General features: G+C 65.3%; 24 protein-coding genes and 1 tRNA gene. 5 read left to right on the top strand and 20 right to left on the bottom strand.

The window, feature by feature from the left end:
- Positions 1–49: 49 nt before the first annotated feature.
- A complete protein-coding gene (locus ASF09_RS15045; protein WP_056050845.1) occupies positions 50–487 on the top strand; it encodes an Hpt domain-containing protein in 438 nt (145 codons plus the stop codon).
- Between the two features lie 146 nt (positions 488–633).
- Here the strand turns inward: ASF09_RS15045 and bfr are convergent, their stop codons facing one another.
- The 7 genes from bfr to map form a co-directional block, all read right to left on the bottom strand.
- Positions 634–1149, bottom strand: a complete 516-nt coding sequence (bfr, locus tag ASF09_RS15050) for a bacterioferritin (RefSeq protein ID WP_060526952.1) — start codon at positions 1147–1149, stop codon at positions 634–636.
- Between the two features lie 103 nt (positions 1150–1252).
- The gene (locus tag ASF09_RS20980) at positions 1253–1423 is read right to left on the bottom strand and encodes a (2Fe-2S)-binding protein (RefSeq protein WP_082441433.1); all 171 of its coding nucleotides are present in this window, start codon (positions 1421–1423) and stop codon (positions 1253–1255) included.
- A gap of 75 nt (positions 1424–1498) precedes the next feature.
- Positions 1499–2698: a DUF418 domain-containing protein gene (locus ASF09_RS15055; RefSeq protein WP_235529842.1), complete on the bottom strand. Its 1200-nt coding sequence runs from the start codon at positions 2696–2698 to the stop codon at positions 1499–1501.
- A gap of 53 nt (positions 2699–2751) precedes the next feature.
- The gene (locus ASF09_RS15060) at positions 2752–3123 is read right to left on the bottom strand and encodes a hypothetical protein (protein ID WP_156359390.1); all 372 of its coding nucleotides are present in this window, start codon (positions 3121–3123) and stop codon (positions 2752–2754) included.
- A gap of 615 nt (positions 3124–3738) precedes the next feature.
- A complete protein-coding gene (gene purL, locus ASF09_RS15065; protein ID WP_060526955.1) occupies positions 3739–5967 on the bottom strand; it encodes a phosphoribosylformylglycinamidine synthase subunit PurL in 2229 nt (742 codons plus the stop codon).
- A gap of 50 nt (positions 5968–6017) precedes the next feature.
- Positions 6018–6392, bottom strand: a complete 375-nt coding sequence (locus tag ASF09_RS20435) for a hypothetical protein (protein ID WP_156359391.1) — start codon at positions 6390–6392, stop codon at positions 6018–6020.
- 258 nt (positions 6393–6650) lie between these two features.
- On the bottom strand, positions 6651–7478 hold the full coding sequence (gene map, locus ASF09_RS15075) for a type I methionyl aminopeptidase (RefSeq protein ID WP_060526957.1): 828 nt from the start codon (positions 7476–7478) through the stop codon (positions 6651–6653).
- A 51-nt stretch (positions 7479–7529) separates the two neighbouring features.
- Here map and ASF09_RS15080 point away from each other — a divergent pair, with 51 nt between their 5' ends.
- Positions 7530–8288, top strand: a complete 759-nt coding sequence (locus tag ASF09_RS15080; protein ID WP_060526958.1) for a competence/damage-inducible protein A — start codon at positions 7530–7532, stop codon at positions 8286–8288.
- Between the two features lie 147 nt (positions 8289–8435).
- Here the strand turns inward: ASF09_RS15080 and ASF09_RS15085 are convergent, their stop codons facing one another.
- A complete protein-coding gene (locus tag ASF09_RS15085; protein ID WP_060526959.1) occupies positions 8436–8852 on the bottom strand; it encodes an HIRAN domain-containing protein in 417 nt (138 codons plus the stop codon).
- A gap of 143 nt (positions 8853–8995) precedes the next feature.
- Here ASF09_RS15085 and ASF09_RS15090 point away from each other — a divergent pair.
- Positions 8996–9069: transfer RNA gene (locus ASF09_RS15090), tRNA-Gly, on the top strand.
- Between the two features lie 5 nt (positions 9070–9074).
- Here the strand turns inward: ASF09_RS15090 and ASF09_RS15095 are convergent.
- The 12 genes from ASF09_RS15095 to ASF09_RS15145 form a co-directional block, all read right to left on the bottom strand.
- Positions 9075–9707, bottom strand: coding sequence for a DedA family protein (locus ASF09_RS15095; RefSeq protein WP_060526960.1), 633 nt, complete (start codon positions 9705–9707; stop codon positions 9075–9077).
- Entirely contained in the window at positions 9704–10084 is a 381-nt protein-coding gene (locus ASF09_RS15100) for a hypothetical protein (RefSeq protein WP_060526961.1), read from the bottom strand. The genes ASF09_RS15095 and ASF09_RS15100 overlap by 4 nt, the downstream gene beginning before the upstream one ends.
- A complete protein-coding gene (locus ASF09_RS15105) occupies positions 10081–11331 on the bottom strand; it encodes an arsenic transporter (RefSeq protein ID WP_060526962.1) in 1251 nt (416 codons plus the stop codon). Before ASF09_RS15105 ends, ASF09_RS15100 begins: the two co-directional genes overlap by 4 nt.
- Complete coding sequence (locus ASF09_RS15110) at positions 11328–12449, bottom strand: metallophosphoesterase (RefSeq protein WP_060526963.1); 1122 nt, start codon at positions 12447–12449, stop codon at positions 11328–11330. Before ASF09_RS15110 ends, ASF09_RS15105 begins: the two co-directional genes overlap by 4 nt.
- The gene (locus ASF09_RS15115; RefSeq protein WP_060526964.1) at positions 12446–13735 is read right to left on the bottom strand and encodes an MFS transporter; all 1290 of its coding nucleotides are present in this window, start codon (positions 13733–13735) and stop codon (positions 12446–12448) included. The genes ASF09_RS15110 and ASF09_RS15115 overlap by 4 nt, the downstream gene beginning before the upstream one ends.
- A gap of 464 nt (positions 13736–14199) precedes the next feature.
- Positions 14200–15078, bottom strand: a complete 879-nt coding sequence (locus ASF09_RS15120; protein ID WP_060526965.1) for a hypothetical protein — start codon at positions 15076–15078, stop codon at positions 14200–14202.
- Between the two features lie 36 nt (positions 15079–15114).
- A complete protein-coding gene (locus ASF09_RS20750) occupies positions 15115–15288 on the bottom strand; it encodes a hypothetical protein (protein WP_200912574.1) in 174 nt (57 codons plus the stop codon).
- Positions 15285–16763, bottom strand: coding sequence for a PAS domain S-box protein (locus tag ASF09_RS15125; RefSeq protein WP_327196590.1), 1479 nt, complete (start codon positions 16761–16763; stop codon positions 15285–15287). Before ASF09_RS15125 ends, ASF09_RS20750 begins: the two co-directional genes overlap by 4 nt.
- A 58-nt stretch (positions 16764–16821) precedes the next feature.
- The gene (locus tag ASF09_RS15130; RefSeq protein ID WP_060526967.1) at positions 16822–17187 is read right to left on the bottom strand and encodes a CsbD family protein; all 366 of its coding nucleotides are present in this window, start codon (positions 17185–17187) and stop codon (positions 16822–16824) included.
- Between the two features lie 309 nt (positions 17188–17496).
- Positions 17497–17679, bottom strand: coding sequence for a hypothetical protein (locus ASF09_RS15135; protein ID WP_060526968.1), 183 nt, complete (start codon positions 17677–17679; stop codon positions 17497–17499).
- Positions 17680–17808: 129 nt separating this feature from the next.
- On the bottom strand, positions 17809–18876 hold the full coding sequence (locus ASF09_RS15140) for an LLM class flavin-dependent oxidoreductase (protein ID WP_060526969.1): 1068 nt from the start codon (positions 18874–18876) through the stop codon (positions 17809–17811).
- Entirely contained in the window at positions 18873–19784 is a 912-nt protein-coding gene (locus ASF09_RS15145; protein ID WP_082444340.1) for an aldo/keto reductase, read from the bottom strand. Before ASF09_RS15145 ends, ASF09_RS15140 begins: the two co-directional genes overlap by 4 nt.
- A gap of 22 nt (positions 19785–19806) precedes the next feature.
- Here ASF09_RS15145 and ASF09_RS15150 point away from each other — a divergent pair, with 22 nt between their 5' ends.
- Both ASF09_RS15150 and ASF09_RS15155 read left to right on the top strand, forming a co-directional pair.
- Positions 19807–20898, top strand: a complete 1092-nt coding sequence (locus ASF09_RS15150; protein WP_060526971.1) for a Gfo/Idh/MocA family protein — start codon at positions 19807–19809, stop codon at positions 20896–20898.
- 148 nt (positions 20899–21046) lie between these two features.
- A complete protein-coding gene (locus tag ASF09_RS15155) occupies positions 21047–23446 on the top strand; it encodes a TonB-dependent receptor (protein WP_235529843.1) in 2400 nt (799 codons plus the stop codon).
- The last annotated feature ends 7 nt before the right edge of the window (positions 23447–23453 follow it).

A 23453-nucleotide genomic window follows, 5' to 3' on the forward strand; every position in this document is an offset into this window, starting at 1 on the left:
ATGCGGCCCTGACCTTCATGGCGCTATTGCTCAACGGGAGAAGGCGACAGTGTCGTTCGAAGGAAGCACCGTGATCAACTGGCCGGCGTTTTCGCAGGCGCGCAGTGAACTGGGTGCGGGATTTGGCCGTATTCTCGGTTATTTTCGCGAGGACGGCGTGAAGTCGGTCGCGGCGATCGAAGCGGCTATGCGGTCGCTCAATGCGGCGGCAATGGTGATTCCGGCGCACACGCTCAAGGGCGAAGCGTTGCAGTTCGGGGCCGAGCCGCTGGCCGATCTGGCCGAAGCGATCGAGGTCATCGCGCGCGAGTGTGTCGAGATGCAGGATACGCCGGACGAGGCGCTGGAGCATATCGTTCGGTTGCGGCCGTTGTTCAGGGAGACGTTGACGTTGCTGGAGCGCGAAGCCAACCCGATCGTCGCGCGCAAGCCCACCGCTGTCGGCTTCGGTCGCCGCGCCGTCCCGACCGGCTTCGGCGAAGATTAACGCCGTCGATGCGGGGCTCATCGAAGCCTTCGACAAGAAGATAATAAAGCAAATCCGTCCTCCCAGCGAAAGCTGCGATCCAGAGCCGCAAGGACTCGCACCCTCGGCTCTGGACCCTGACTTCCGTCAGGACGACGGGGGATAGATCAACCCTTCAGATACGGAGCCGCGCCAGCCTTGGGCGAATCATGCTCCGAGATCGAGTTGAGCTGGATGTAGTTGTGGATACCCATCCGCGCGATCATCTCGAACTGGCGCTCGAGCGTGTCGACATGCTCTTCTTCGCTGGCGAGGATGCGGGCGAACAGGTCGCGGCTGATGTAGTCCTTGACCTCTTCGCAATACGCGATCGCGCCCTTGAGCTGGACGGTGGCCTCGACTTCGAGCGCCAGATCCGACTTCAGGACCTCCTCGACGGTCTCGCCGATGCGGAGGCGGCCGAGCAGCTGGAAGTTCGGCAGGCCGTCTAGGAACAGGATGCGCTCCGACAGCCAGTCGGCGTGCTTCATCTCGTCGATCGATTCCATCCGCTCGTACTGGGCGAGCTTGTAGACGCCCCAATGCTCGAGCATCCGGTAGTGGAGCCAGTATTGATTGACCGCGGTCAGCTCGTTCTTGAGCGCCTCGTTCAGATATTCGATTACTTGGGGGTCGCCGCGCATGGCCATATCTCCGTCACCTCTGAGGAGCATGTAGCGGGCTGACACAGATTAGCACAACCCCCAAAAATGGCGGTTTTCCGGGCTTTCTTAGCTGTTGCGACGCTTATGCAGCGGCGCGTTCCTCGTCGATAATCGCTCGCGCTATCGATGTGCACTGCCCGCATTTGGGTTTGCGGCCCATCGAACGGAAGGCTTGGCACGGTGTAGTGCAACCGCCGCGTGCGCAGTTGCGAACGTCGGATTCTCGTATGGCATTGCAAACGCAGACGACCATGGGAACTCCCTAGCTGTAAGCACGGGATACGGATAATGCGAACCACTCGCAAGCTGTTTTGCGTCTTATTCGCAACTAGTCCGATCGGTTCGTCGTGAACGCCGAACCGCGCATCGGCTGCCACGCGAATCGCGACAGGCTGCGCCACAGCCATTCGAGCGGACCATAGCGGAAGCCATCGAGCCACGGTTTCGACCATAGGAGCATCAGCAGGCAAACCGGTACGACGACTAGGTAGAGCTGGGCTCGCGACAATGTGCCGTACAGCCCGAACCCATATCCATAGAACAGGGTGGTGCAGAGGATCGTCGTACCGAGATAGTTGGAGAAGGCCATTCGACCTGCCGCCGCGACTCGCGTCGACATCCAGCCGCCGGGCCGTGCGAGCAGGATGATTGCCGCGGCGTACCCCATGATCGTCAGTGGCCGAAGCGGGGTTGCGAGCGCGAGCCACGACAGCGCGACATAGCGCGCGTCGAACCCGTGGGCGATGTCGAACGCCGCGATGGCCGCATAGCCGATCCAGCCGAGTCCGATCCCTGCGATTGCAATCACGGTGTAGCGTCGCCGCGACCATTCCCCCGTCAGGAACCCCGATCGCAGCCCCGCCATGCCGAACAGCATGAAGCCTAGCGTCTCCGGACCAGTGGCGGTGAGGGACGTGATCGGCCCAGCGGCGTGCGTCCAACGCCACGCGACCAGATCGCGCCATCCGCCACGACCGATGGAGAGTTCGCGGCTGACGGAGGCGGGGGAGGGCTGGCCGAATTGATCCGCCAACAGCTGCCAGTTCGTGATGACTCGCGCCGTTGCGCCCGGCCGGAGCGCGGCGCCGTGGAGGTCGAACGTGTAGGCGACGAGGGTCGTCAGCTCGACCGTCTGGAGCGCGATGCAGGCGAGCCCGACGCCGATCAGCCAGCGCACCGGCAGCCGCGCGAACATGTACGCGATCGCGCCGACCAGTGCGTAGTGAGCGAGGATGTCGCCCCACCAGAGCAGGTAAAGATGCGCGATGCCGAACACGAACAGCCACGCCATGCGGCGCAAGTGGACCGTTGCCGGATCTTCGCCATTCGCCTCCGCGCGGTCGAGTACCAGCAGCATCGACGCGCCGAACAGGAACGAGAACAACCCGCGCATCTTGCCGTCGATGACGATGAAGGTGGTGGTCCAGGCGATCAGGTCTGGCGTGCTCGGCGCGCCCATCGAGGCGGGGGTCATGTAGGCGAATTCGGGGAAGCCGAACGCGGCGATGTTTGAGGCAAGGATGCCCATGACGGCGACGCCTCGGATGAGGTCTAGCGTCGCGATTCTGGTGGGGGCGGGGGTCATGCGGGCAGAGTGAAGTATAGGAAGTGTAGACGCTCGCGCAGCGTTTCGTGGGAGCGGGACATCGCCTGAGATGAGGTAATTTCAACGGCGAACATGCTGGTGACCGCGACGTCGTCGATGAGGTCGAACGTCGTGATTTTGGCGGAGGTGGCGAGCCCGCGGGAAAAGTGAAGTATAGGAAGTGTAGACGCTCGCGCAGCATTTCCGTGAGGCCGTAGTACACGCTTGAAGACGGCATGATCGCGCTCGGCGCCGCTGCGGTAGTGGCGGACTCGGCGGAGGCTGGCCGACACAGGTGGTGCTCGATCGATGCTCGGATCCGGTCGACGCGTCTTGGTAGCGCTGTAGGCTTGGAATGCTTCGGTCATGGTTCGACGCTGGCATATCGGGGTGGTGTAGGACAGGCCGCTTTGAGGGGCATCTCGGCGTCAGATGCCTCGCGGCTTGGTGTGTGGGCGACCCGGTAGGTCATCTGCTTGACCTGTCGTCCCTGCGCGATACCCCGCCGTACTTTGCCTGTTGCCCTCCTCGGCTGTCGCCCCCGAAGCCAATGCGCCCCCGGCCACCCCAGCGAACGCTGGGGCATCCCCGTTTGCTAGCGCTGTGGTCTGACCAGGGAGATCCCAGCTTTCGCTGGGATGACGTAGAGGGGCAGGTCGCCGCGTCCTACTTGAGCTTGATCGCACGACATCTCTCCGCTCCTTGTCCTCCCGCGAAGGCGGGAGCCCAGACTGGGTCCCCGCCTTCGCGGGGAAACATTCTGTGGTTCGTATTCTTGCCTCATCCAGAAGGGCGACCACCCCGGCGAAGGCCGGGGCCCAATTGGGGGGCGATCATGGCTGCGGGCATCGCTTCGTTACTGCGGCCATCCCAATTGGGCCCCGGCCTCCGCCGGGGTGGTTGCTTTGCTTTGATTTGCTTTGCGTTGGGGCGGGGCGGAGCGGGGGCGATCTAGCAACGGCAGGCCACCGCGGTCGAACCCATCAAGCCAGTGCCGCGTCGACCCCCATCAGCTTCGGGAAAAAGCCCTCGTGCGCGGTCCGCAGCGTATCGAGTGCGATGACGTCGTCGCGGTCGGGGCGTTCGAAGATCAGGCGCTTGCCGCCGGTGCGACCCAGGGGTTCGGCCTCGACGTCCGCCGCATGCGCAGCACCGAGGAAGTCGAGCAGCGAATGGTCGTCGACGGTGACGATGTAGACGCCTTGGTCCTCGGCGAAGAACGAGCGCGCGCAGTCGAATGGCTGCTTCCGGTCGATCATCGCGCCGATCCCGCCGGCGAGCGCCATCTCGGCGAGCGTCACCGCGATCCCGCCGTCGGAGACGTCGTGGACCGCGGTCAGCTGGCCGAGCGCGATCGCTTCGCGGATCAGATCGCCGACGCGGCGCTCGGCGGCGAGATCGACCGGCGGGGGCGGGCCGGCGTCGAGCTGTTCGCGGCCGTGGCATTCGCGCAGCCACAGCGACTGGCCGAGATGGCCACCGCGCGTGCCGACCGCAAGAATGATGTCGCCCGAGCCCTTGAACGCGATCGTCGCATTCTTCTGCCAATCCGCCAGCAAACCGATCGCGCCGATCGCCGGCGTCGGCAGGATCGCCGAGCCACCGCCGGTTGCCTTCGACTCATTGTAAAGCGAGACGTTGCCCGACACGATCGGGAAGTCGAGCGCGATGCACGCGTCGCTCATGCCTTCGAGGCAGCCGACGATCTGGCCCATGATTTCGGGGCGCTGCGGATTGGCGAAGTTGAGGCAGTTGGTCACCGCCAAGGGCAGCGCGCCGACCGCGGTCAGGTTGCGCCACGCTTCGGCAACCGCCTGCTTGCCGCCCTCGACCGGGTCGGCGAAACAGTAGCGCGGCGTGCAGTCGGTGGTCATCGCCAGCGCCTTCTGCGTGCCGTGGACGCGGACGACCGCGGCGTCGCCACCGGGGCGCTGCACCGTGTCGGCACCGACCATGTGATCGTACTGCTCCCAGATCCAGCGGCGCGAGGCGACGTCCGGCGAGCCCATCAGGGTCAGAAGATCGGCGGCGATGTCGTTGCTGTGCGGCGCGTTTTCGAGTGGCGCGGGCTTGGGCGTCGGGACGTGCGGGCGGTCGTAGAGCGGTGCTTCGTCGGCGAGCGGTCCGAGCGGGATGTCGCAGACGGTCTCGCCCTTGAACGTCAGCACCATCCGGCCGGTGTCGGTAACGCGGCCGATGACCGCGAAATCGAGCTCCCACTTCTTGAAGATGGCCTCGGCCTCGGCTTCGCGGCCGGGCTTGAGGACCATCAGCATGCGCTCCTGCGATTCCGAGAGCATCATCTCGTACGGCGTCATGCCGGTCTCGCGCTGTGGCACGTCGTCCATCGTCAGCTCGATGCCGACGCCACCCTTCGAGGCCATCTCGACCGCGGACGAGGTGAGGCCGGCGGCGCCCATGTCCTGGATCGCGACGATCACGTCGGTGGCCATCAGTTCGAGGCAGGCTTCGATCAGCAGCTTCTCGGTGAAGGGATCGCCGACCTGGACGGTCGGACGCTTGGCGTCCGAATCCTCGCCGAAATCGGCCGAGGCCATCGTCGCGCCGTGGATGCCGTCGCGGCCGGTCTTGCTGCCGACATAGACGATCGGATTGCCGATGCCGCTGGCCGCGGAATAGAAGATCTTGTCCTGGTCGGCGATCCCGACGGTCATCGCGTTGACGAGGATGTTGCCGTCATACGCGCTGTGGAAGTTCACCTCGCCGCCGACGGTCGGGACGCCGACGCAATTGCCGTAGCCGCCGATGCCGTGGACCACGCCTGAGATCAGGTGGCGCATCTTGGGATGATCGGGCCGGCCGAAGCGCAGCGCGTTGAGGTTGGCGATCGGCCGCGCGCCCATCGTGAAGACGTCGCGCAGGATGCCGCCGACGCCGGTCGCGGCGCCCTGGTACGGCTCGATGTAGGACGGGTGGTTATGGCTCTCCATCTTGAAGATCGCCGCCTGATTGTCGCCGATATCGACGACGCCGGCATTCTCGCCGGGGCCGCAGATGACGCGGGGGCCCTTGGTGGGCAGCTTCATCAGGTGGATCTTGCTGGATTTGTAGCTGCAATGCTCGGACCACATGACCGAGAAGATGCCGAGCTCCACCATGTTCGGCTCGCGGCCGATGGCGCGCAGGACGCGCTCATATTCTTCGGGGGACAGGCCGTGGTCGGCGACGATCTGCGGTGTGATCTCGGTCATGGGGCGGGCTTTAGCGGGGTGGGGGGCGTCCGTCACCTGTCGTTGGAAGTTTAGGCCTTACGTTCCACGATCCATTTGCATCCGGCTTGAACACCCGCCAGCGTCACGAGGAGCGCGCCGAAACCGAGCCAGGCAACTCCCGATCCGTTAAGTGCGTCGTATTTTTCGGCTTGGGTCCATCCGATCCAGACTCCACCGAAAGCCGCTAATGCTAGTTGGCCGTAGCTAATCTTGGACAATGCGAGTTGACGCGCTTCAATTCGAGTAAGCGGCTGACCGATTATAGGCCGTCGTGCAAGAGCTCGCATGGGAGCGCCCCAAGCCCAGTAAAAAAACGCGAAGCAGACGCCGATTATAAATGCAACGCTGATATAGGTCACGGTGTCGCCCAGGGTGCTATGCACATCGGGAACGAATGCGACCATCAGTGCAATCGCCAAAATGGTCGCTACGATAATGAACCAACTAGAGTATCGTATCCGCTTATGGAAGGTCGCTATGAAGCCATCTCGTTCCAAAGAGCTAACCCGAATGGCTACGCCCTTGCTACTCCTTCGGTATGTGTAGTCCGACCCGCAAGGCTCGAACTGATCCGAAAATAGAGCAATTATGCGATCGAAACGTTGCTTACCGAACATGGAGGGACTGTATCCGTTACAACGGTCGGAGCAACGGCCGATATCTCACGAGTAAGGCGGTTGCGTGTAGCCCTTGGGGCTGAGCGTGAAGATGTCACATCCCGTTTCCGTAATCCCGATCGAATGCTCGAACTGCGCGGACAGCGAGCGATCGCGCGTCACCGCCGTCCAGCCATCGTCGAGCAGCTTCACGTCGGGGCGGCCGATGTTGATCATCGGCTCGATCGTGAAGATCATGCCGGGGCGGAGTTCGGGGCCGGTGCCGGGCTTGCCGACATGGACGACTTCGGGGGCGTCGTGGAACAGTCGGCCGACGCCGTGGCCGCAGAAATCGCGGACCACGCCGTAGCGGTGCTTTTCGGCATGGCGCTGGATCGCGTTGGCGACGTCGCCCATGCGGTTGCCGGGCTTGGCGTGCTCGATGCCGATCATCAGGCATTCGTAGGTGACTTCGACGAGGCGGCGTGCCTTGATCGGGACGTCGCCGATCAGGTACATCCGGCTCGTGTCGCCGTGCCAGCCGTCCAGCAAGGGCGTGACGTCGACGTTGACGATATCGCCCGATTTCAGCGTCTTCTCGCTCGGGATGCCGTGGCAGACGACATGGTTGATCGAGATGCAGACGCTGTGCGTGTAGCCGCGATAGCCGAGCGTCGCGGGGACGCCGCCGCCAGCGACGATGAAATCGTAGATCAGCCGGTCGATCTCGGCCGTGGTGACGCCCGGCACCATGTGCGGCACGATCATGTCAAGCGTCTCGGCAGCGAGTTGCCCCGCCTTCATCATGCCGGCGAACGCGGCGGGGCCGTGCAGCTTGATGGCGCCGGTGCGTGCGTCGGGCTGGTCCGAGGTGACGGTTACATATTCGGTCATGACGCGCGATATAGCGTGGCGGGCGCGGTTTTGCGAGGCTATGCGAGGGGCATGGTAGAGGAACGCATCTGGACGGCCGCGCTGACGATCATCGGCGACGAGATCCTGTCGGGCCGCACGCAGGACAAGAACGTCGCGCAGATCGCGGCCTGGCTCAACGTGCAGGGCATCCGCTTGGCCGAAGTGCGCGTGGTCGCCGACAGGACCGAGGCGATCGTCGAGGCGGTCAACATACTGCGCGCGCGCAACGATTACCTGTTCACGACGGGCGGGATCGGGCCGACTCACGACGACATCACGGTGGATGCGATCGCCGAGGCGCTGGGCGTCGCGGTCGAGCATCATCCGCGGGCGATGGCGGTGCTGGAGGCCTATTATTCAACACGTGGCGGGCTGACCGAGGCGCGCGCAAGGATGGCGCGGGTGCCGGTCGGCGCGGACCTGATCGACAACAAGGTGTCGGGCGCGCCGGGGATCCGGATCGGTAACATCTTCATCATGGCGGGCGTGCCGCACATTACCGCGGGGATGCTCGATGCGTTGACGGGCACGCTGGAGGGCGGACGCCCGGTGGTGTCGAAGACGATCGGCTGTTGGGTGGCCGAGAGCGAAGTCGCGGATATCCTGCGCGAGGCCGAGAAAACGCATGAGGGCGTCGCGATCGGCAGCTACCCGTTCTTCCGCGACGGCAAGACGGGTGCGAACTTCGTGGTGCGGAGTTCGGACGAGGCGCTGGTCGATCGCTGCCTCGCCGACCTGACGCGCGATCTCGAAGCGACCGGGCGGACGGTCAGCGCGCAGGCGATCTAAGGCTATTCGAGTATCCTCCCCCGCTAGGGGGAGGTGGCGCGTAGCGACGGAGGGGGAGGGGGCGACGACCTCTGGTGCGTGTCCGCCCCCTCCGTCCGGCAAGTGCCGGCCACCTCCCCCTCGCGGGGGAGGATCAGAGGTCGGCGGTCATGCGCCCCATTCGGGTCCTTCGGGATCGGGGTAGAAGGCGTCGGGGTCGAACATAGCCACGCGAGATCTTGCAGGCGTGGGCGCTTCTGGATCCGGCAAGCTTGGGGCGCCGCCGCCGAAGCGGATGCGGACGTAGCCCATGCTGCCGGTCAGCGCCTGGAAGACCGCGACATGCTCCTCCTGCTGCATGCGCCGCCCGATCAGCGGCGCGCGTTCGGCCGACAGATATCCCATCTGCACGCCGCGCAGGCTGAAGACGGCTACGGCGTTGGCGTCGTGCGGGTTCTTGGGTTCGCGCCGCAGGTCGACCGGTTCGCCGGGCGCGCAGAGCAGCAGTTCCATGCGCCGGTTGCTCTTGCTCCGGTCCGCATTGGGAAAGTCGATGCCGACCACGCTGAGCGTCAGTTCGTCCATACCCTCACCGTAACAGAAAAGCGCTCCGCCGCATGCGCAAAAGGGACTCTTGCGCCGGTCACGGGCAGCGGATAGAGGCGGGGCATCGGCGCGCTTCACAGCAACCGCCGGTGCCTGACATTACGCGGTAATCTCAAGGCTATGCGGGTGTAGCTCAATGGTAGAGCTTTTGCTTCCCAAGCAAGTGACGAGGGTTCGATTCCCTTCACCCGCTCCACAGCATCACTGCTTCGTTGCGGTCCGTTCGTCGGATTCCGGAGCGGTCTCGCCGTTCGACGATTTCGCGAACAGCTTCCAGCCGAGTAGTCCGGCGACGAGCACTCCGACGATGACCCAGGTGAGGTTGCCGAGCAGGCTCGCGATCGTCTGGACCTGGTCGCTGAACGCGCGGCCAAGCGATACGTAGATCAGCAGCCACAGGAATTCGCCCGCGACGTCGAGCGCGATGAAGCGCATCCAGGGATATTCGGTGAGGCCGCTGGTCACGTTGATCCACGGTCCGAGCGGCCCGATCAGCCAGCGGCTGAAGAAAATGCCCCAGCCCGCCCATTTGCGCGAATAGGCCTCCGCCTGCTCGACCTTGTCGGCGCCGCCGATCCGCCGTGTCACCGCCGCGAGCAGCGGGCGCCCGCCGTAGCGACCGAACGCATAGCCGATCTGGTCGCCGACGATCGCGCCGGTAGCGCCAGCAAACACCACGGGCCAGAATGACAGCTCGCCCTGCGCGACGAACGACCCCATCGCGACCAGTGTGAGCGAACTCGGGAACGGCATGCCCGCGGCGGCGAGCACCATCGCGCCGAACAGCGCCGGCAGGCCGTAGGTGGTCAGAAGTTCGAGGAGCTGTTCCGTCACGGTTTGGGCGACGGCGCAGGCTGGAAAGGCCGCGGCGGCGGGCCGGGCGGCGGGTAGGGCGGGCGCGCGTGGACGATAGCGTAGGTGAGCTTTGCCTCGACCTGCGTCATCGTCCGGCCGCTCTGCCGCGCGATCCGACCGAGCGTGCGGTGGTCGGGGGCGGGTTGCAGGTTTAGCGCCTGGTGCAGGATATGCGGCGGCACGTGATAGGAATGCGCGACATAGCCGATCGTCATCCAACGTTCGATCGGCTCGTCACGGTGCGCGTTCCAGTAGATCGCGTCGCTGACGGTGCGGACCGCGTGATAGCCGGTAAACGCCACGACGGCGACGAACAGCGCGATCAGGGCTTTGCGCCAGGGGCGGGTGCGGGTCATCCGAGCGCGATACGCGTGCCGAGCGCGGCGAGCAACGCAAGCGGCATCGCGACCGCGCCGACCTTCAGGAACCGCCAGAAGCCGACATCCTCGCCCTCGCGACGAATCGCCTGCAACCACAGGATCGTCGCGAGGCTGCCGGTGATCGACAGGTTCGGGCCGAGGTCGACGCCGATCAGCAGACCGTCGACAATCAGCCGCGGTGGATGCGCCTGTGCGACCGCGGTGCTCGCGACGAGGCCGGCGGGGAGGTTGTTCATCAGGTTGGACCCGAAGGCGAGGATCGTCCCCGACACCGCCGCACCGTGCGCGGGATCTACCGACAGCGTTCGCAGGTACTGCGCGACCTGCGCGATCACGCCGGTCAGGTCGAGCGCCTCGACCAGCACGAACAGGCCGGCGACGAGCGGCAGTACGCTCCACGAAATCTCGCGCGCGAGTTTCATCGGCGACGACTTTGCGATCGCCGATACCGCTAGCGTCGTGACGATCCCGGCGATCGCGGTCGGCAGGCCCAGCTCCATGTCGAGCGCGGAGACGACCAGCAGGATGACTGCGGTCGCGACGATCCCGACGAACGCGGCCTTGCCGCCGGCGGTCAACGGCGTGCGCTCGACATCGCTGACGCACTCGCCCGTCAGTCGCTTGCGCTCGAGCCAGCGCAGGACAAGGAAGGTGACGAGGATCGAGGCGAGCGACGGCAGCGCGAACGAGGCGAACCACTGGCCGAGCGGCGGCATCTTACCCCCGTAGAGCACGAGGTTGGCGGGGTTGGATATCGGCAGCACGAAGCTCGCCGCGTTGGCGATCAGCGCGCAGGCGAACAACAGCGGCAGCGGGTCCGCCTTCGCCTTCTTCGCCGCCGCATACACCGCCGGGGTCAGCACCACCGCGGTCGCATCGTTGGACAGGAACGTCGTGGTGACGATTCCCGTGACGTAGACGAGCGCGAACAGGCGCGCGCGCGATCCCTTGGCGTGGATCGCTGCGGTGGCTGCGACCCAGTCGAACAGCCCTTCGGCGCGCGCGGTCTCGCTCAGCAGCATCATGCCGATCAGGAACAGATAGACGTCCATGCCCTTTTCGACCGCATGCAGCGCCGCGGGGAAGGGCATCAGGCCGAACAGCAGCAACAGCGCCGCACCGGCGACCGCCCAGATCGCCTCGGGCCAGCGGAACGGCCGCGCGATCACCGCGGCGGTCGAGGCGGCGCAAATTCCCCAAGTCGCGCCCGTCGCCAGTATCACCAATGCTTTCCATTCTTGTTGGGGCCGAGCCTGGACGCTTCGATACCGTGTTCGGGCCAGGGTCCGATACTGTGGATATCGCGGCCCGGTGCGATCGGCATGCCGCGGTGGGGAATGTCCTTTTCGCCGCGGACGAGAATGTCGATCACGTCGCGATCCGTGCCGACGGAAACTTCCACTCGGTGCAGTCCGGCGTCGAGCGGGACTCGGGTCGTCCAGAATGCAGTGCCGGGAGTCGGGATCATCGGTTGTGCTGCGGCGCCATCGACCGAGATCGTGACGGGGTCGGCGGTGGCGCCGAACAGCTTGGCGACGATCTCGACCTCGCCGGGGCGCGGGACCTGCGTCGGATCGGCGGGGCGCGTGACCAGTCGGAGGTCGGCAGGCGCGACGATCTGGACGAACGGCCAATCGCCGCCGGTTTCCTTGAACCGCCAGCTCGGCACGCGGCCGTGGATCGTCGTGATCGAGAAGCCGGGCTTGCCATCGCCTTCCTCGATTTCGCCGGTCGAGCGGGTCGCGCCGTAGATGACGCGGCCGTCGTTGAGCAGTTCGTTGTAATGCGTGTGGCCGGTGTCGACGAACGCGACCCGCGCGTCGGCCAGCGTGCGGGCGATGTCCTCGCCATCGGCGGCGAGATCGCCGGGATAGGCGTGCATGAAGACGACCGGGGTCTGGCCCTCGGCTTCGGCTCGCGCGAGTTCTTCGAGCAGGCGGTTGCGGTGGTGCATCGTCAGCCTGAAGTCGGGACCGCCCGCACCGGCCGAAATGATGTCGAGAAAGATGCAGCGATGGCCGGCGATGACCTCCGCCTCGGGTCGGTTGGCCTCGGGGAACGCGGCCTCGTAATTGGCGAGATCGCCGAGCTCGAAATCATGATCGCCGGGGATGACGCGGTAGGGGAGCGACAGCGGCGCGAGCGTGTCGGTGATGACGCGGTATTGCTCGGCGGTCGCGTGGTTCGCGTTGTCGCCGGGCAGATAGACGAAATCGGCGGCGTCGCCGATATGCGCGTTGATCTCGGCGACGATCGCGGCGAGCCGGTCACGGCTCTGCCAGCCGTTCGCCTCGTCCATGTGGAGATCGCCGATATGGACCCAGGTGAGCGAGGGCGTCATGCGGTTTGTTCCTTATGCTGCGACCTCGATCCCGAACAGGCGGGGCGTAAGGTTCCGGCGAACCCGACCCAGAGGGCGACGCTGACGATCGCGAAGCTGCCGAGGATATAGAAGGCGATGTTGTAGCCGAGTTCCTGCGCAAGCCAGCCGCCGATCGCCGGGCTGAGCGAGGCGCCGACACCCTGCACGGTCATCACCGCACCCTGACCGACGTTCACGCGGCCGGTGCCGTCGAGCAGGCACGCCACGAGTCCCGGCACCGCGACGCTCTGCAATCCCGCGCCGATCCCGTCGAGCGCCTGGACTGGCCAGACGCCCCAATGTTCGATGAAAGTCCCGGCGAGGAACCCGCGCAATGGCAGCGCGGCGAACGAGATCAGCAGCACCAGCCAATAGCCCTTGCCCGCTGACATCCGCATCGCCAGCAACGACGCGACGATCATCACCGCCTGCGCGACAACGACGGTCTCGGCAGTGAAGAGCGCGGCGTTGCCCTCGCCCGCACCGACCACCGCCAGTCCGTACAGCGGCAGCATCGCACCGTTGCCGAGATGGAAGCAGGCAAGCGCCGCCGCCAGGATCAGCATCGGCTTGTTGCGGAGCAGGGCCTTGAAGCCTTCCGCCTTGCCGCCTTCTCTCTCGCTACCGGTATCGTCGTCGGCAGCTTCGAGACCCCGCGCGGCGCGGTGGTCGATCGCCCTTTCGGGGATCATCAGCACGCTGGTAATCGCAAGCATGCCGAAGACCGCGGCGAGATAGAAGATTGCAGGCATGCCGAATTTCCAGCCGAGATAGCCGGACAGTCCCGCGCCGATCATGTTGCCGGCGTGGTTCCAGGCCTGGTTGCGGCCGTTCTGCGCGTTGAAGCCGCGCTGGCGGACGACGCCGAGCGTCATGCCCGCCACCGCGGGGCCGATCGCGGCGCCGGCGATCGCGGTCGCGACCTGGCTGATGGTGACGACCCAGGCGGATTGCGACAGCAGGATCAGGAACGACGCCATCACCGTGCAAATGCCGGTGACGATGACCACCATTCGCTTCTTCTCGGTGTGATCGATGAAGGCGCCCGCCGGGACCGTCATGATCATCCCGGCGACGCCGCCCGCGGTCATCACCGTGCCGATCGGACCGGTCGACCAGCCGCGCTGCTGGAGGAACACGCCGAGGAATGGCCCGATCCCCGCCTGCATGTCCGCCATGAAGAAATTGAGCGATTGGAGCGCCGTCTTCGCGCGACGGGCATCGCTTTGCCGTTCGCCGGACGGCGTTAGCGCCTTGCTTGCCATGGGTGCACGTCCTCGCATCGCTTCAGTCGGGGTCGGAAAGACGATTTGACGACGGTAATTTCCAGCGTGAACATCTTTTCATCAAACCGTACCGAGCTGAATGGCCCGGTAGAGTTCGGCATACCGGAGTGATAGCACGCAAAGCTGAATGTGCCCGTTCAGTTTCGGTTTAACTTTATTAATACTGCTGTGTAAAAATGCATAAACGGCAATGATTGTCATGAACGCTTAAGAATAGCGAGGTGTCAGCATGCAATCGTGGTTGTAGGGCCTCGATTATTATTAGAACTGGCCGCTGGCAAATAGAGTTCAGCATGCGTCGCTGCTTTGGCGGCGTCCTCATACGACTACGCCACTGCACGAGGTCATCGGCAGCGGCGCAGGTTATCGTCATCGGATCGGCGGTCGAGCGAGGACGGTATCGGTCTGGCCGATACCGTCCCCTTCGAAATCACGTGTCGAAATCAGACGCGGCGGCGCGTGGCGGCGGTCGCCCCGAAGCCGGCTGCGGCGGCACCGATCAGCAGCGCGATGACGACCATGAACGAGGTCCCGGCGGCGGCACCGGCGGCCTTGTCGGTGGCGGACTTGGCGGTCTGGATCGCGGTTTCCTTGGTCTTCACGAACTGCGCTTTGGCACGCGTCACCTGAGCCTGTGCCTCGGGACGGCTGATCTTGCGCTGCGCGGCGACGATGTCGACGATGCGGCTTTCAGCCTGCGCGCCGTCCTGACCACCGCGGGCAAGGGCGGGCAGTTCCTTGGCGATTTCCTTCTGCGCCTGCTCGGGAGTCATCTGGGCGGGATCCGACGGTGCGGTCGACAGATAGGCGGACGCCTCGTCGCGGACATCGCCGGTGTCGACGCCAGCGACGTCGGCAACCTTGGGGGCTGCGGCACCGATGCCGCTACCGGCGGCGGTCGCGACCGAACCGACGGTGCGGAAGGCGCCGCCGATGATGCCACCGACTGCCGAGGTCAGGAGGTACAGCGTCAGGATCAGCGTGACGCCCCACACGACCAAGCCGTGGACCAAGCCGTCGAAGCGGTCATGGACACCGGCGAGACGAGCGGCGGAATAGCCGCCGGCGCCGAGCGCGATGATCGTCGTGATGATCCAGTAGATCCCTGCGCCGATCCCGAAGCCGGCTGCGCCGGGCGTCGTACCCTCGACCGGATCGACCATGGTGAGCCCGATCCCCGTGCCGAGAATTCCGAGCACCAGCTGGACCGCGATCGCGATCACCACACCGGCAAAGATCGCGCCCCACGAGATGCGGGCGGGCGTTTTCACAAAGCGTGCGTCATGCTCCGGCAAAACGCCGGTTGTCGTATTGATAGCCATAGTCACTCCTGTTGATTCTAAAGTTTCGACGAACGCTTATGTCTTGTCGTTCGGGTCGATGGGGGTCTCGGCGTCCGCCTGCTTCGCGCCGGCCTTGCTTTCGCGTGAGCCTTGCTTCTCGACAGCGACGTCGCCGATGATCTTGCCGATGGCTTCCTGGACGGAGCCCTTGGTCTGGCGGACCACGGCTTCGTTTTTCTTGCTGGTCATGCTGCCATCTCCTTGGCGGGCGCGACGGGGCGCTGCGGCGCCGGCATCGAGTCGCCGTCGAACCCGCGTGCGCGCGCCCAGGCGGCAGCCGCGTTGCGACGGTTGACGCCGATCTTGGAATAGATCCGGGCGACGTGATTGCGCACCGTGTTGCCCGAGACGTCGAGCGTGCGCGCGATCGACTTGTCGTCGAGACCGCGACAGATCAGCGCCAGCACCTCGCGTTCGCGCGGCGTCAGTTCGTCGAGCCCGACGCCGGGCGGTGTCGCGTCGGGGGTCCTGATCCGGGCGAGCTTTTCCATGATCGAGCGACTGAGCCAGCTCGTATCCTTCATCACCGCCTCGATCGCGTTGACGAGTTCGCGCTCGGACGCCTTGCGCGTGCTGATGTCGCGCATCGCCCACAACACGTAGGGTTCGTCGCCCAGATGGATCGGTTCGGCCGAGATCATGCAGTCGAGGACGTCGCCGTCCTTTTCGCGGATGCGGCTTTCCCGATCGCGAATGGCTATGCCGGCATCGATATCCGCCTCGATCGCGGTCCGGAGCGCAGGCGTCTCCCACAATCCAACCTCGCCGAGCGGGCGGCCGATGATCTCCTGCGAGGCATAGCCGGTGAGCGCGGTGAACGCCTCGTTGACGTCGCACAGGCGGTGGCCGTCGAGCGAACCTATCGCCAGCGCCACGGGGGCGAGCGAGAACGTCCGCATGAACCGCTCTTCGCTCTGGCGCAGCGCGGTCTCGGCCTTGCGACGCGGTTCGAGGTCGGCGAAGGTGAACAGCATGCAGGGCTGATCGCCCATGTCGATCGGCTGGCCCGCGACGATGACGAGCTTGGTCGTGCCGTCCGGCAGGTCGAGTTCGGCCTCCATCTGCGGAATGGTGCGGCCTTCGGACAGCCGCTGTTTGGCGAGATCGCGCTTCTCGGCGCGTTCGAGCACGTCGATATCGTAGACCGTGCGCGACAGCACATTGGCCTTGTCGTGGCCCGTCATCTCGACGAACCCCTGGTTGACCTTCACGAACCTGAGATCGCTCAGGCGACAGATCACCGCGGGCGCGGGGTTCGCGTTGAACGACTGTTCGAAGCGGTCTTCCGCCTCGAACTGCGCCGACACGTCCTGGATGATCAGGACGAGGCATTCCGGCGCATCGTCGTCGTCGGTCAGGACGAGGCTGCGGACCTGATGGACCCAGCGCGGGTCGTCCTCGCCCGCAACCGCGACCTCGACCACGACCTGCGAGAACGCCTCGCCCGACACGACGCGTTCGATCGGGTAGTCGGCACCGCTCAGTCGGTGGTTGTTGCGATATCGCAGTTGAAACCGTCCGCGATAATCGTCGACATCGGCCCCGATATCCTCGACCGAGTCGACCCCGTGCATTGCGAGCGCCGCAGCGTTCGCCCACAGGATCGACTGATCGGGATCGATCAGGATCACGCCTTCGTCGAGCCCCGCGATGATCTGGCGCAAATGGCGCAGATCGGCGGAGTCACGAAGCGATTTGAGGACCGGGACCAAGGTCACAGGCTTAGTCGCGCTGGCCGTGAACGAGCCAGGCGAGGCCATAGCCAATCGTCGCTGCACCCAGCGCCCACAACAGTGGCGCGTCCTTGGCGGAATCCTGCGCGGTCCGTGCGCCCTGGCGGGCAACCTCGGCGGTGCGATCAGCGGCGTGACGGGCCTCGCTGCCAAGCTTGTCGGCGAGTTCGGGCGCGCCGTCGACAATGTCCTCGACCGCCGATTTCGCGCGGCCGTACAGGTTCTGCGCGCCACCGGCGACCTGGTCGACGACGCCGTCGACCTGCCAGTCGCGGCTGTCCACGGTGTCGCCGATGGCCTTTTCGACCTTGCCGCCGACATAGCGTGCACCGCCCTGGAATTCGTCCTTGTTCATGCTGATGTCCTTTGATTGTAGATGTCGCGAGCGGCTCGACCGATCACGGCGCAGAGAGGCGCGGAGATGTCGAAGCGGGGAGGGGGCGGATGCGGCCGTTATCCGGCTGCCGCGTCGCGATCGGGGGGCTGTGCAGCAGGCGACGGTCCGCGCGAGGTCGACACCTTGGCGATTTCGAACAGGCGCTTCATCGGCAACGCTCCAGCGATCGTCCGAGGGCAATGTGCCATCGGATCAGGCGGATAAACCCGAGCCTAACCGATTGGTTCCTGGTACTTTTCTCACAAATACTAAGCGGGATGTACCACGTCAGGAGAGCGAACGCGCTTCATACAGCGTCGCGAATTTCTGATGGAGGTTGCGCGTCGGGGAGTCCGTCGCGACCGAGGCGCGGGCACGATGCCATGCTGCGCGCGTGCGAAAATACGTCGCGTCGTCGTCGATGAAGTCGTCGGGCGCAGTCGTTGCGCCGCCGTCGTACAGATCCGTCATGGCCAACACCTGTGTTTGCGTGGCGCATGCCTACGGCCATTTTCGACGCGGCGAACGATCCGAAACTACCAGTGTGACGGGTATAAATGTCGGCGCGGATACGCCAACGCCGGTGCGATCCCGGTATGATTATCGCGTCAGAGGGGCGTGATCGAGCCGGGGCAGGACGTGACGCGCGAACAGGTCGGCCTCCGCGGCATGCGGGTAGCCGGACAGGATAAAGGCCTCGATCCCCATGTCCTGATACATCCGCAGCTTGGCGAGCACCTGATCGGGATCGCCGACGATCGCCGCGCCGCAGCCCGAGCGTGCGCGACCGACGCCGGTCCACAGATTCTCCTCGGCATAACCGTCGTCGGCGGCAGTCTCGCGCAAGGCGGCCTGTGCGGCGACACCCGCCGAGTTGGAGTCGAGCGACTTCGCGCGGATTTCGGCTCCCTGTTGCGCGTCGAGTTTCGACAGCAGGCGGTCGGCATAGGTGCGCGCCTCGGCCTCGGTATCGCGGACGATGACGTGTGCGCGGTAGCCGAAGCGGAGCGTGCGGCCGTGTGCGGCGGCGCGGGCGGTCATGTCGGCGATGATCGCCGCGACCGTCTCCTTCTTGTCGGGCCACATCAGGAAGACGTCGCAGCCCTTGGCCGCCGCCTCGCGCGCGTCGGGCGACAGGCCGCCGAAATACAGCAGGGGGGCCTTGCCCGAGACCGTGCGGATGCGTGGCGGATCGACCTTGAGCTGCCAGAACTCGCCCTGGTGATCGAGCGCCTCGCCGTTGAGCAGCGTCTTCAGGATATGCATCGCCTCGACCGTGCGGGCGTAGCGCGGCGCCGAGGCGAGCGTTTCGCCGGGCATGTCCGAGGAGATGATGTTGATCGTCAGGCGACCGCCGGTCATCTGGTCGAGCGTCGCGATCTGGCGCGCGAGCTGCGGCGGCCAGGATTCGCCGACTCGCACCGCCATCAGCAGCTTGATTCGCTTGGTCAGCGCGGCGATGCCCGCAGCGAACGCGGTCGTGTCGATCCCGAGCGCATAACCCGACGGCAGCAGGATATTGTCGAACCCGCCGGTTTCGGCCTGCATCACTATGTCGCGGCAATGCTCCCAGCTGGACGCCAGCGCGGGGTCGGGCTGGCCGAGAAATTCGTAATCGTCATCGCAGAGCGCCGAGAACCACGAAATCTCGCAGGGCCCAGTCGTCATGGCAGCGGCTCCGCGCGCGCGGCGGTCAGAACCGCGTACCAGTCGTCGCGCGACCAGCTGACCTTGAAGACGTCGCGCAGTTCGGCGATCCGGCCGGCGTTCTGCGTGCCGACGATCGGGATCACGCGCGCCGGGTGCGCCATGATCCAGCTGTAGGTGGCGATCGATCGGCTGACGCCGAACTTCGCCGCGACCGTGTCGAGCGCATTGGCGACCGCGGTTTCGTGCGGCGTCGTTGGCTTGGCGATGCGACCACCGCCGAGCGGGGACCAGGCAAGGATGGCGATGTCGTGCTCGATCGCCTGATCGAACAGCCCGTTGGTCATCGGATCGAGGAACAGCGGCGAGAATTCGGGTTGCTGCGTCGCGATCGGCACGTTCGTCAGGAACGACGCGAGCGTCGCGGTCTGCGCAGGCGTGTAGTTCGACACGCCGATGCTGCGCACCTTGCCCGACGTCACCATGTCCTCGAGCGTGCGCGCCACTTCGTGCGGATGCGTCAGGATATCGGGGCGGTGGATCTGGTAGAGATCGACCTGCTCGATCTGCATCCGCGCGAGCGACGCATCGAGCGCCGCCATCAAATAGTCGCGGCTCGAGTCATACGGCACGGGCGGGGTGATGCCGCCCTTGGTCGTCAGCACCATGCGGTCGCGCAAACCCGGCGATGCGGCAAAGATGCGACCGAGCAGCGCCTCGGCATCGCCGAACCCGCCGCTGCCGTCGAACCCGTAGATATCGGCGGTGTCGAACAGCGTCACGCCGGCCTCGAACGCCGCGTCGATCAGCGCACGGCCCTCGTGCTCCGAGTTGCCGGCGAACCGCCACATGCCCCAGGCGACCGGTGAGACGAGGATTCCGCTCTTGCCGAGGGGACGCGAATCAGGTGTAACATGAAGGTCAGACATCGTTGTCATGATAGGGGTGCGAATGCCGGTTGAGCAAGTCCGTTACGGGTTGGTTGGCACCGGGATGATGGGCGTGGAGCATCTCGCCAACCTCGCCGTCACGCCCGGCGCGGTCGTTACCGCGATCGCCGATCCGACCGAGGCGTCGCTTGGCTGGGCCCGCGATGCGCTGGGCGCACGGGCGGATGGCGTGACTGCTTTTGCCGACTCCAGCGCGCTGGCCAAAAGCGGCTTGGTCGATGCGGTGATCGTCGCGAGCCCCAACAACACGCACCGCGACGTGCTGACGCCGCTGTTCGGCGAGGGCATCGCGATCCTGTGTGAGAAGCCGCTCGCGACGACGATCGACGATGCGCGCTGGATCGTCGAACAGGCAGAGGCGAGCGAAGCGCCGTTCTGGACCGCGATGGAATATCGCTACATGCCGCCCGCCGCCGCGTTCATCGACGAGATCCACGGTGGCGCGATCGGTGCGTTGAAGATGCTGTCGATCCGCGAGCACCGCTTTCCCTTCCTGCCCAAGGTCGGCGACTGGAACCGGTTCGCGCGCAACACCGGCGGCACGATGGTCGAGAAATGCTGCCATTTCTTCGATCTGATGCGATTGATCACGCAGTCGGAGGCGGTGCGCGTCTATTGCTCGGGGGCGATGGACGTGAACCACCTCGACGAGCGGTACGACGGCGCGCGGCCCGACATCATCGACAACAGCTACACGACGATCGATTTCGCCAATGGCGTGCGTGCAATGCTCGACCTGTCGATGTTCGCCGACGGCGCGGAGAACCAGGAGGAGATCGCCGCGGTCGGTGACACAGCGCGGCTTGAGGTGCTGATCCCCGAGGGTGCGCTGATCCACTCGCCGCGTGTCGGCTTTCGCAACCCCAAGCGGGCAACGCGCCGCGTCGTCGCGGTCGATCCGGTCGCCCTCGACGCGGGCAGCCATCACGGGTCGACCTTCTACGAACACCAGAAATTCATTGCGGCGGTGCGCGGCGAGGGGACTGTCGAAGTGACGGCGCGCGACGGGTTGATGGCGGTCGCGATCGGCACCGCGGCCGAGATCAGCGCACGCGAGCACCGCGTCGTGGAGATGCGCGAACTGGGTTTCTGACGGCGGGTTCGACGCCCGGTTTGATACCGGGTTCGACGATAGCAGGCCTTGCCCGGACCAAAGACGAACCGCCGACGACAAGGCGGCGTTAGAAATATAACCTACCGGTCAGGTAGGAAAAGGGAGAGCCGATTTGAACACGGGATTGTTGACGGGCGTCGCCCTGGCCGCGCTGGCGATTGCCGCCCCCGCATTCGCGCAACAGGCGCCGGCGGCATCGCCGACCGATGCATCTCAGCCTGCGCCGGTTGCAGCTGCCGAGGCGCCGACTGCTGGCGCGCAGAATCAGCCGGGCGACATCGTCGTCACCGCGCAGAAGCGATCCGAGCGTCTCCAGGACGTGCCGGTCGCGGTGTCGGTGATCTCGGGCGATGCGATCAGCGCAAAAGGCGGCACCAACCTCGAAAGCGCGCAATATCTCGTGCCGACGCTCAATTTCCGGAAATCGGGCACCGCGATCAACCAGTCGCTGTTCCTGCGCGGGGTCGGCACCTCGACCTTCTCGATCGCAGGCGAGCCGTCGATCTCCACGGTGGTCGACGGCGTGGTCTACAGCCGCGCCGGCGAAGCGTTCAGCGACCTGATCGACGTCGACCGGATCGAGGTGCTGCGCGGACCGCAGGGCACGCTGTTCGGCAAGAACACCAGCGCGGGCGTGATCAACATCGTCACCAAGCGGCCCGGCAACGACTTTGGCGGTTATGTCGAGGGCGGGTATTACAGCAACGGCAGCGAGTATCGCGTGCGCGGCGCGGTCGACCTGCCGATCTCGGGGACCATCAAGAGCCGGATCACGGGCTTTTACGGGCATTACGACGGCAACATCCGCAACCTCGCGCAGGGCAATGATCGCGTCAACGGCTACAAGCATTACGGCGTGCGCGGGATCGTAGTCGCCGATCCGACACCCGATCTGACGATCACGCTGATCGCGGACTATCGCCGGAGCAAGGACAATTGCTGCGCCGAGGTGATCGGCACCGTGCCCAACAACCTGTCCGCCACCGTCCTGCCGACGCCGCGAGGCGACAAGTCGCGGGTCATTAACCAGGATCTGGTCACGCGCTCGAACGAGAAGAGCTGGGGTGCTTCGGGCCAGGTCGACTGGACGCTCGGCAACCAGACGCTGACCTATATCGGTTCGTACCGCGAGTACGACAACGAGGAGATCCGCGATGGCGACTGGCTGCCGCGGGCCTATGTCGGGCTGAACCAGTTGCATGATTTCGGGCCGCAGGTGAGCAACACGCTGACGCAGGAACTGCGGCTGACATCGCCGTCGAACCAGGTCTTCAGTTATGTCCTGGGGGCCTATTATTCGCGTGCCGAGACCGAGCGGAATTTCACGCGCAACGACATCGCCTGCGCCGGGGCGACCTCGACCACCGTGCTGATCCCGTGTGGGACGACCGGGACCGTGACGACGCGGCCGACCGGTACCGCGGACTTCGGTTCGGTGTTCAAGAACTTCGCGCTGTTCGGGCAGGGGACTCTGCGGCTCACCGATCGCCTGCGGCTGATCGGCGGGATCCGCTACACCACCGATCAGCTCGACGTGTCGCATATCCGTCGCACGACGCTGACCGGCCCCGGCATCAACCCCAATTTCGATCAGGGCGTCAACGACGCCTATGTCCGGCTGGTCGGGCAGGGCATCCGGCCGGACCTCGCCGCGACGCAGGCCGTCGCGTCCTCGAACGGCGTGCCGTTCACCGCCAAGACCACCAACGACAATTGGTCGGGCAAGGGCGGCGTGCAGTTCGACATCGTCCGGCAGTCGACCGCCTACGCCACCTATTCGCGCGGCTATAAGGGCCCGGCGTTCAACATCTTCTACAACCTGACCGCGACCGGCACCAACGTGATCGCGCCGGAGACCGCCGACAGCTACGAGCTTGGCCTGAAGAACACGCTGTTCGGCGGCAAGCTAGTCGTCAACCTCGCGGCGTTCTATGCGAAATATCATAATTTCCAGGCGAACAATCCCGACATCGTCGCGGGCGTGCTGGTAACGCGGTTCACCAATGCAGGCGAGATCTCGACGCGCGGCGGCGAACTCGACCTGGTGTTTCAGCCGGTCCGCGACCTCAGCTTCTCGGGTGGGCTCGCGTACACCGACGCGCATATCGACCAATTCAAGGTGCCGACCAACGGCGTGACGACGGGCGTGGTGCCGTCGGGCACGCCGCTCGGCTATGCGCCGAAATGGAAGGGGTCGCTCGGCGCGGACTATCGCTATCGCACCGGCGGGCCGATCGACTTCGCGCTGGGGGCGCAGAGCAGCTACCAGTCAAAGCAGATCTCGCAGCTCGACGCGAGCGCCGCGATCCGCGACGCGACGACGATCAAGGGCTACGGCCTGGTCGACCTGTCGGCGGGGATCGTCCAGCGCGATGACCTGTTCCGCCTCACGTTCGCGGTCAAGAACGTGTTCGACACGAGCTTCGCCTCGGCGATCACGAGCGGCGGGCCAGGCGGCGCCTATCGCTACATCATCCCGCGCGAGGCGGATCGCTATTACGGGGTGACCGGCCGGATCAACTTCTGACCATATG

Source organism: Sphingomonas sp. Leaf242, from assembly GCF_001422045.1.
GTDB lineage: Bacteria > Pseudomonadota > Alphaproteobacteria > Sphingomonadales > Sphingomonadaceae > Sphingomonas.

Excerpts from the sequence above, each read along its gene's own strand:
- map (WP_060526957.1), bottom strand. The coding sequence starts at position 7,478 with ATGACCGAATATGTAACCGTCACCTCGGACCAGCCCGACGCACGCACC.
- bfr (WP_060526952.1), bottom strand. The coding sequence starts at position 1,149 with ATGCGCGGCGACCCCCAAGTAATCGAATATCTGAACGAGGCGCTCAAG.
- ASF09_RS15055 (WP_235529842.1), bottom strand. The coding sequence starts at position 2,698 with ATGGGCATCCTTGCCTCAAACATCGCCGCGTTCGGCTTCCCCGAATTC.
- ASF09_RS15100 (WP_060526961.1), bottom strand. The coding sequence starts at position 10,084 with ATGACCCGCACCCGCCCCTGGCGCAAAGCCCTGATCGCGCTGTTCGTC.
- ASF09_RS15145 (WP_082444340.1), bottom strand. The coding sequence starts at position 19,784 with ATGTCTGACCTTCATGTTACACCTGATTCGCGTCCCCTCGGCAAGAGC.
- ASF09_RS15120 (WP_060526965.1), bottom strand. The coding sequence starts at position 15,078 with ATGGCTATCAATACGACAACCGGCGTTTTGCCGGAGCATGACGCACGC.
- ASF09_RS20980 (WP_082441433.1), bottom strand. The coding sequence starts at position 1,423 with ATGGTCGTCTGCGTTTGCAATGCCATACGAGAATCCGACGTTCGCAAC.
- ASF09_RS15130 (WP_060526967.1), bottom strand. The coding sequence starts at position 17,187 with ATGAACAAGGACGAATTCCAGGGCGGTGCACGCTATGTCGGCGGCAAG.
- ASF09_RS15080 (WP_060526958.1), top strand. The coding sequence starts at position 7,530 with ATGGTAGAGGAACGCATCTGGACGGCCGCGCTGACGATCATCGGCGAC.
- ASF09_RS15060 (WP_156359390.1), bottom strand. The coding sequence starts at position 3,123 with ATGACCGAAGCATTCCAAGCCTACAGCGCTACCAAGACGCGTCGACCG.
- ASF09_RS15110 (WP_060526963.1), bottom strand. The coding sequence starts at position 12,449 with ATGACGCCCTCGCTCACCTGGGTCCATATCGGCGATCTCCACATGGAC.
- ASF09_RS15085 (WP_060526959.1), bottom strand. The coding sequence starts at position 8,852 with ATGGACGAACTGACGCTCAGCGTGGTCGGCATCGACTTTCCCAATGCG.
- ASF09_RS15140 (WP_060526969.1), bottom strand. The coding sequence starts at position 18,876 with ATGACGACTGGGCCCTGCGAGATTTCGTGGTTCTCGGCGCTCTGCGAT.
- ASF09_RS15150 (WP_060526971.1), top strand. The coding sequence starts at position 19,807 with ATGCCGGTTGAGCAAGTCCGTTACGGGTTGGTTGGCACCGGGATGATG.
- ASF09_RS15115 (WP_060526964.1), bottom strand. The coding sequence starts at position 13,735 with ATGGCAAGCAAGGCGCTAACGCCGTCCGGCGAACGGCAAAGCGATGCC.
- ASF09_RS20435 (WP_156359391.1), bottom strand. The coding sequence starts at position 6,392 with ATGGTCGCATTCGTTCCCGATGTGCATAGCACCCTGGGCGACACCGTG.
- purL (WP_060526955.1), bottom strand. The coding sequence starts at position 5,967 with ATGACCGAGATCACACCGCAGATCGTCGCCGACCACGGCCTGTCCCCC.
- ASF09_RS20750 (WP_200912574.1), bottom strand. The coding sequence starts at position 15,288 with ATGACCAGCAAGAAAAACGAAGCCGTGGTCCGCCAGACCAAGGGCTCC.
- ASF09_RS15135 (WP_060526968.1), bottom strand. The coding sequence starts at position 17,679 with ATGACGGATCTGTACGACGGCGGCGCAACGACTGCGCCCGACGACTTC.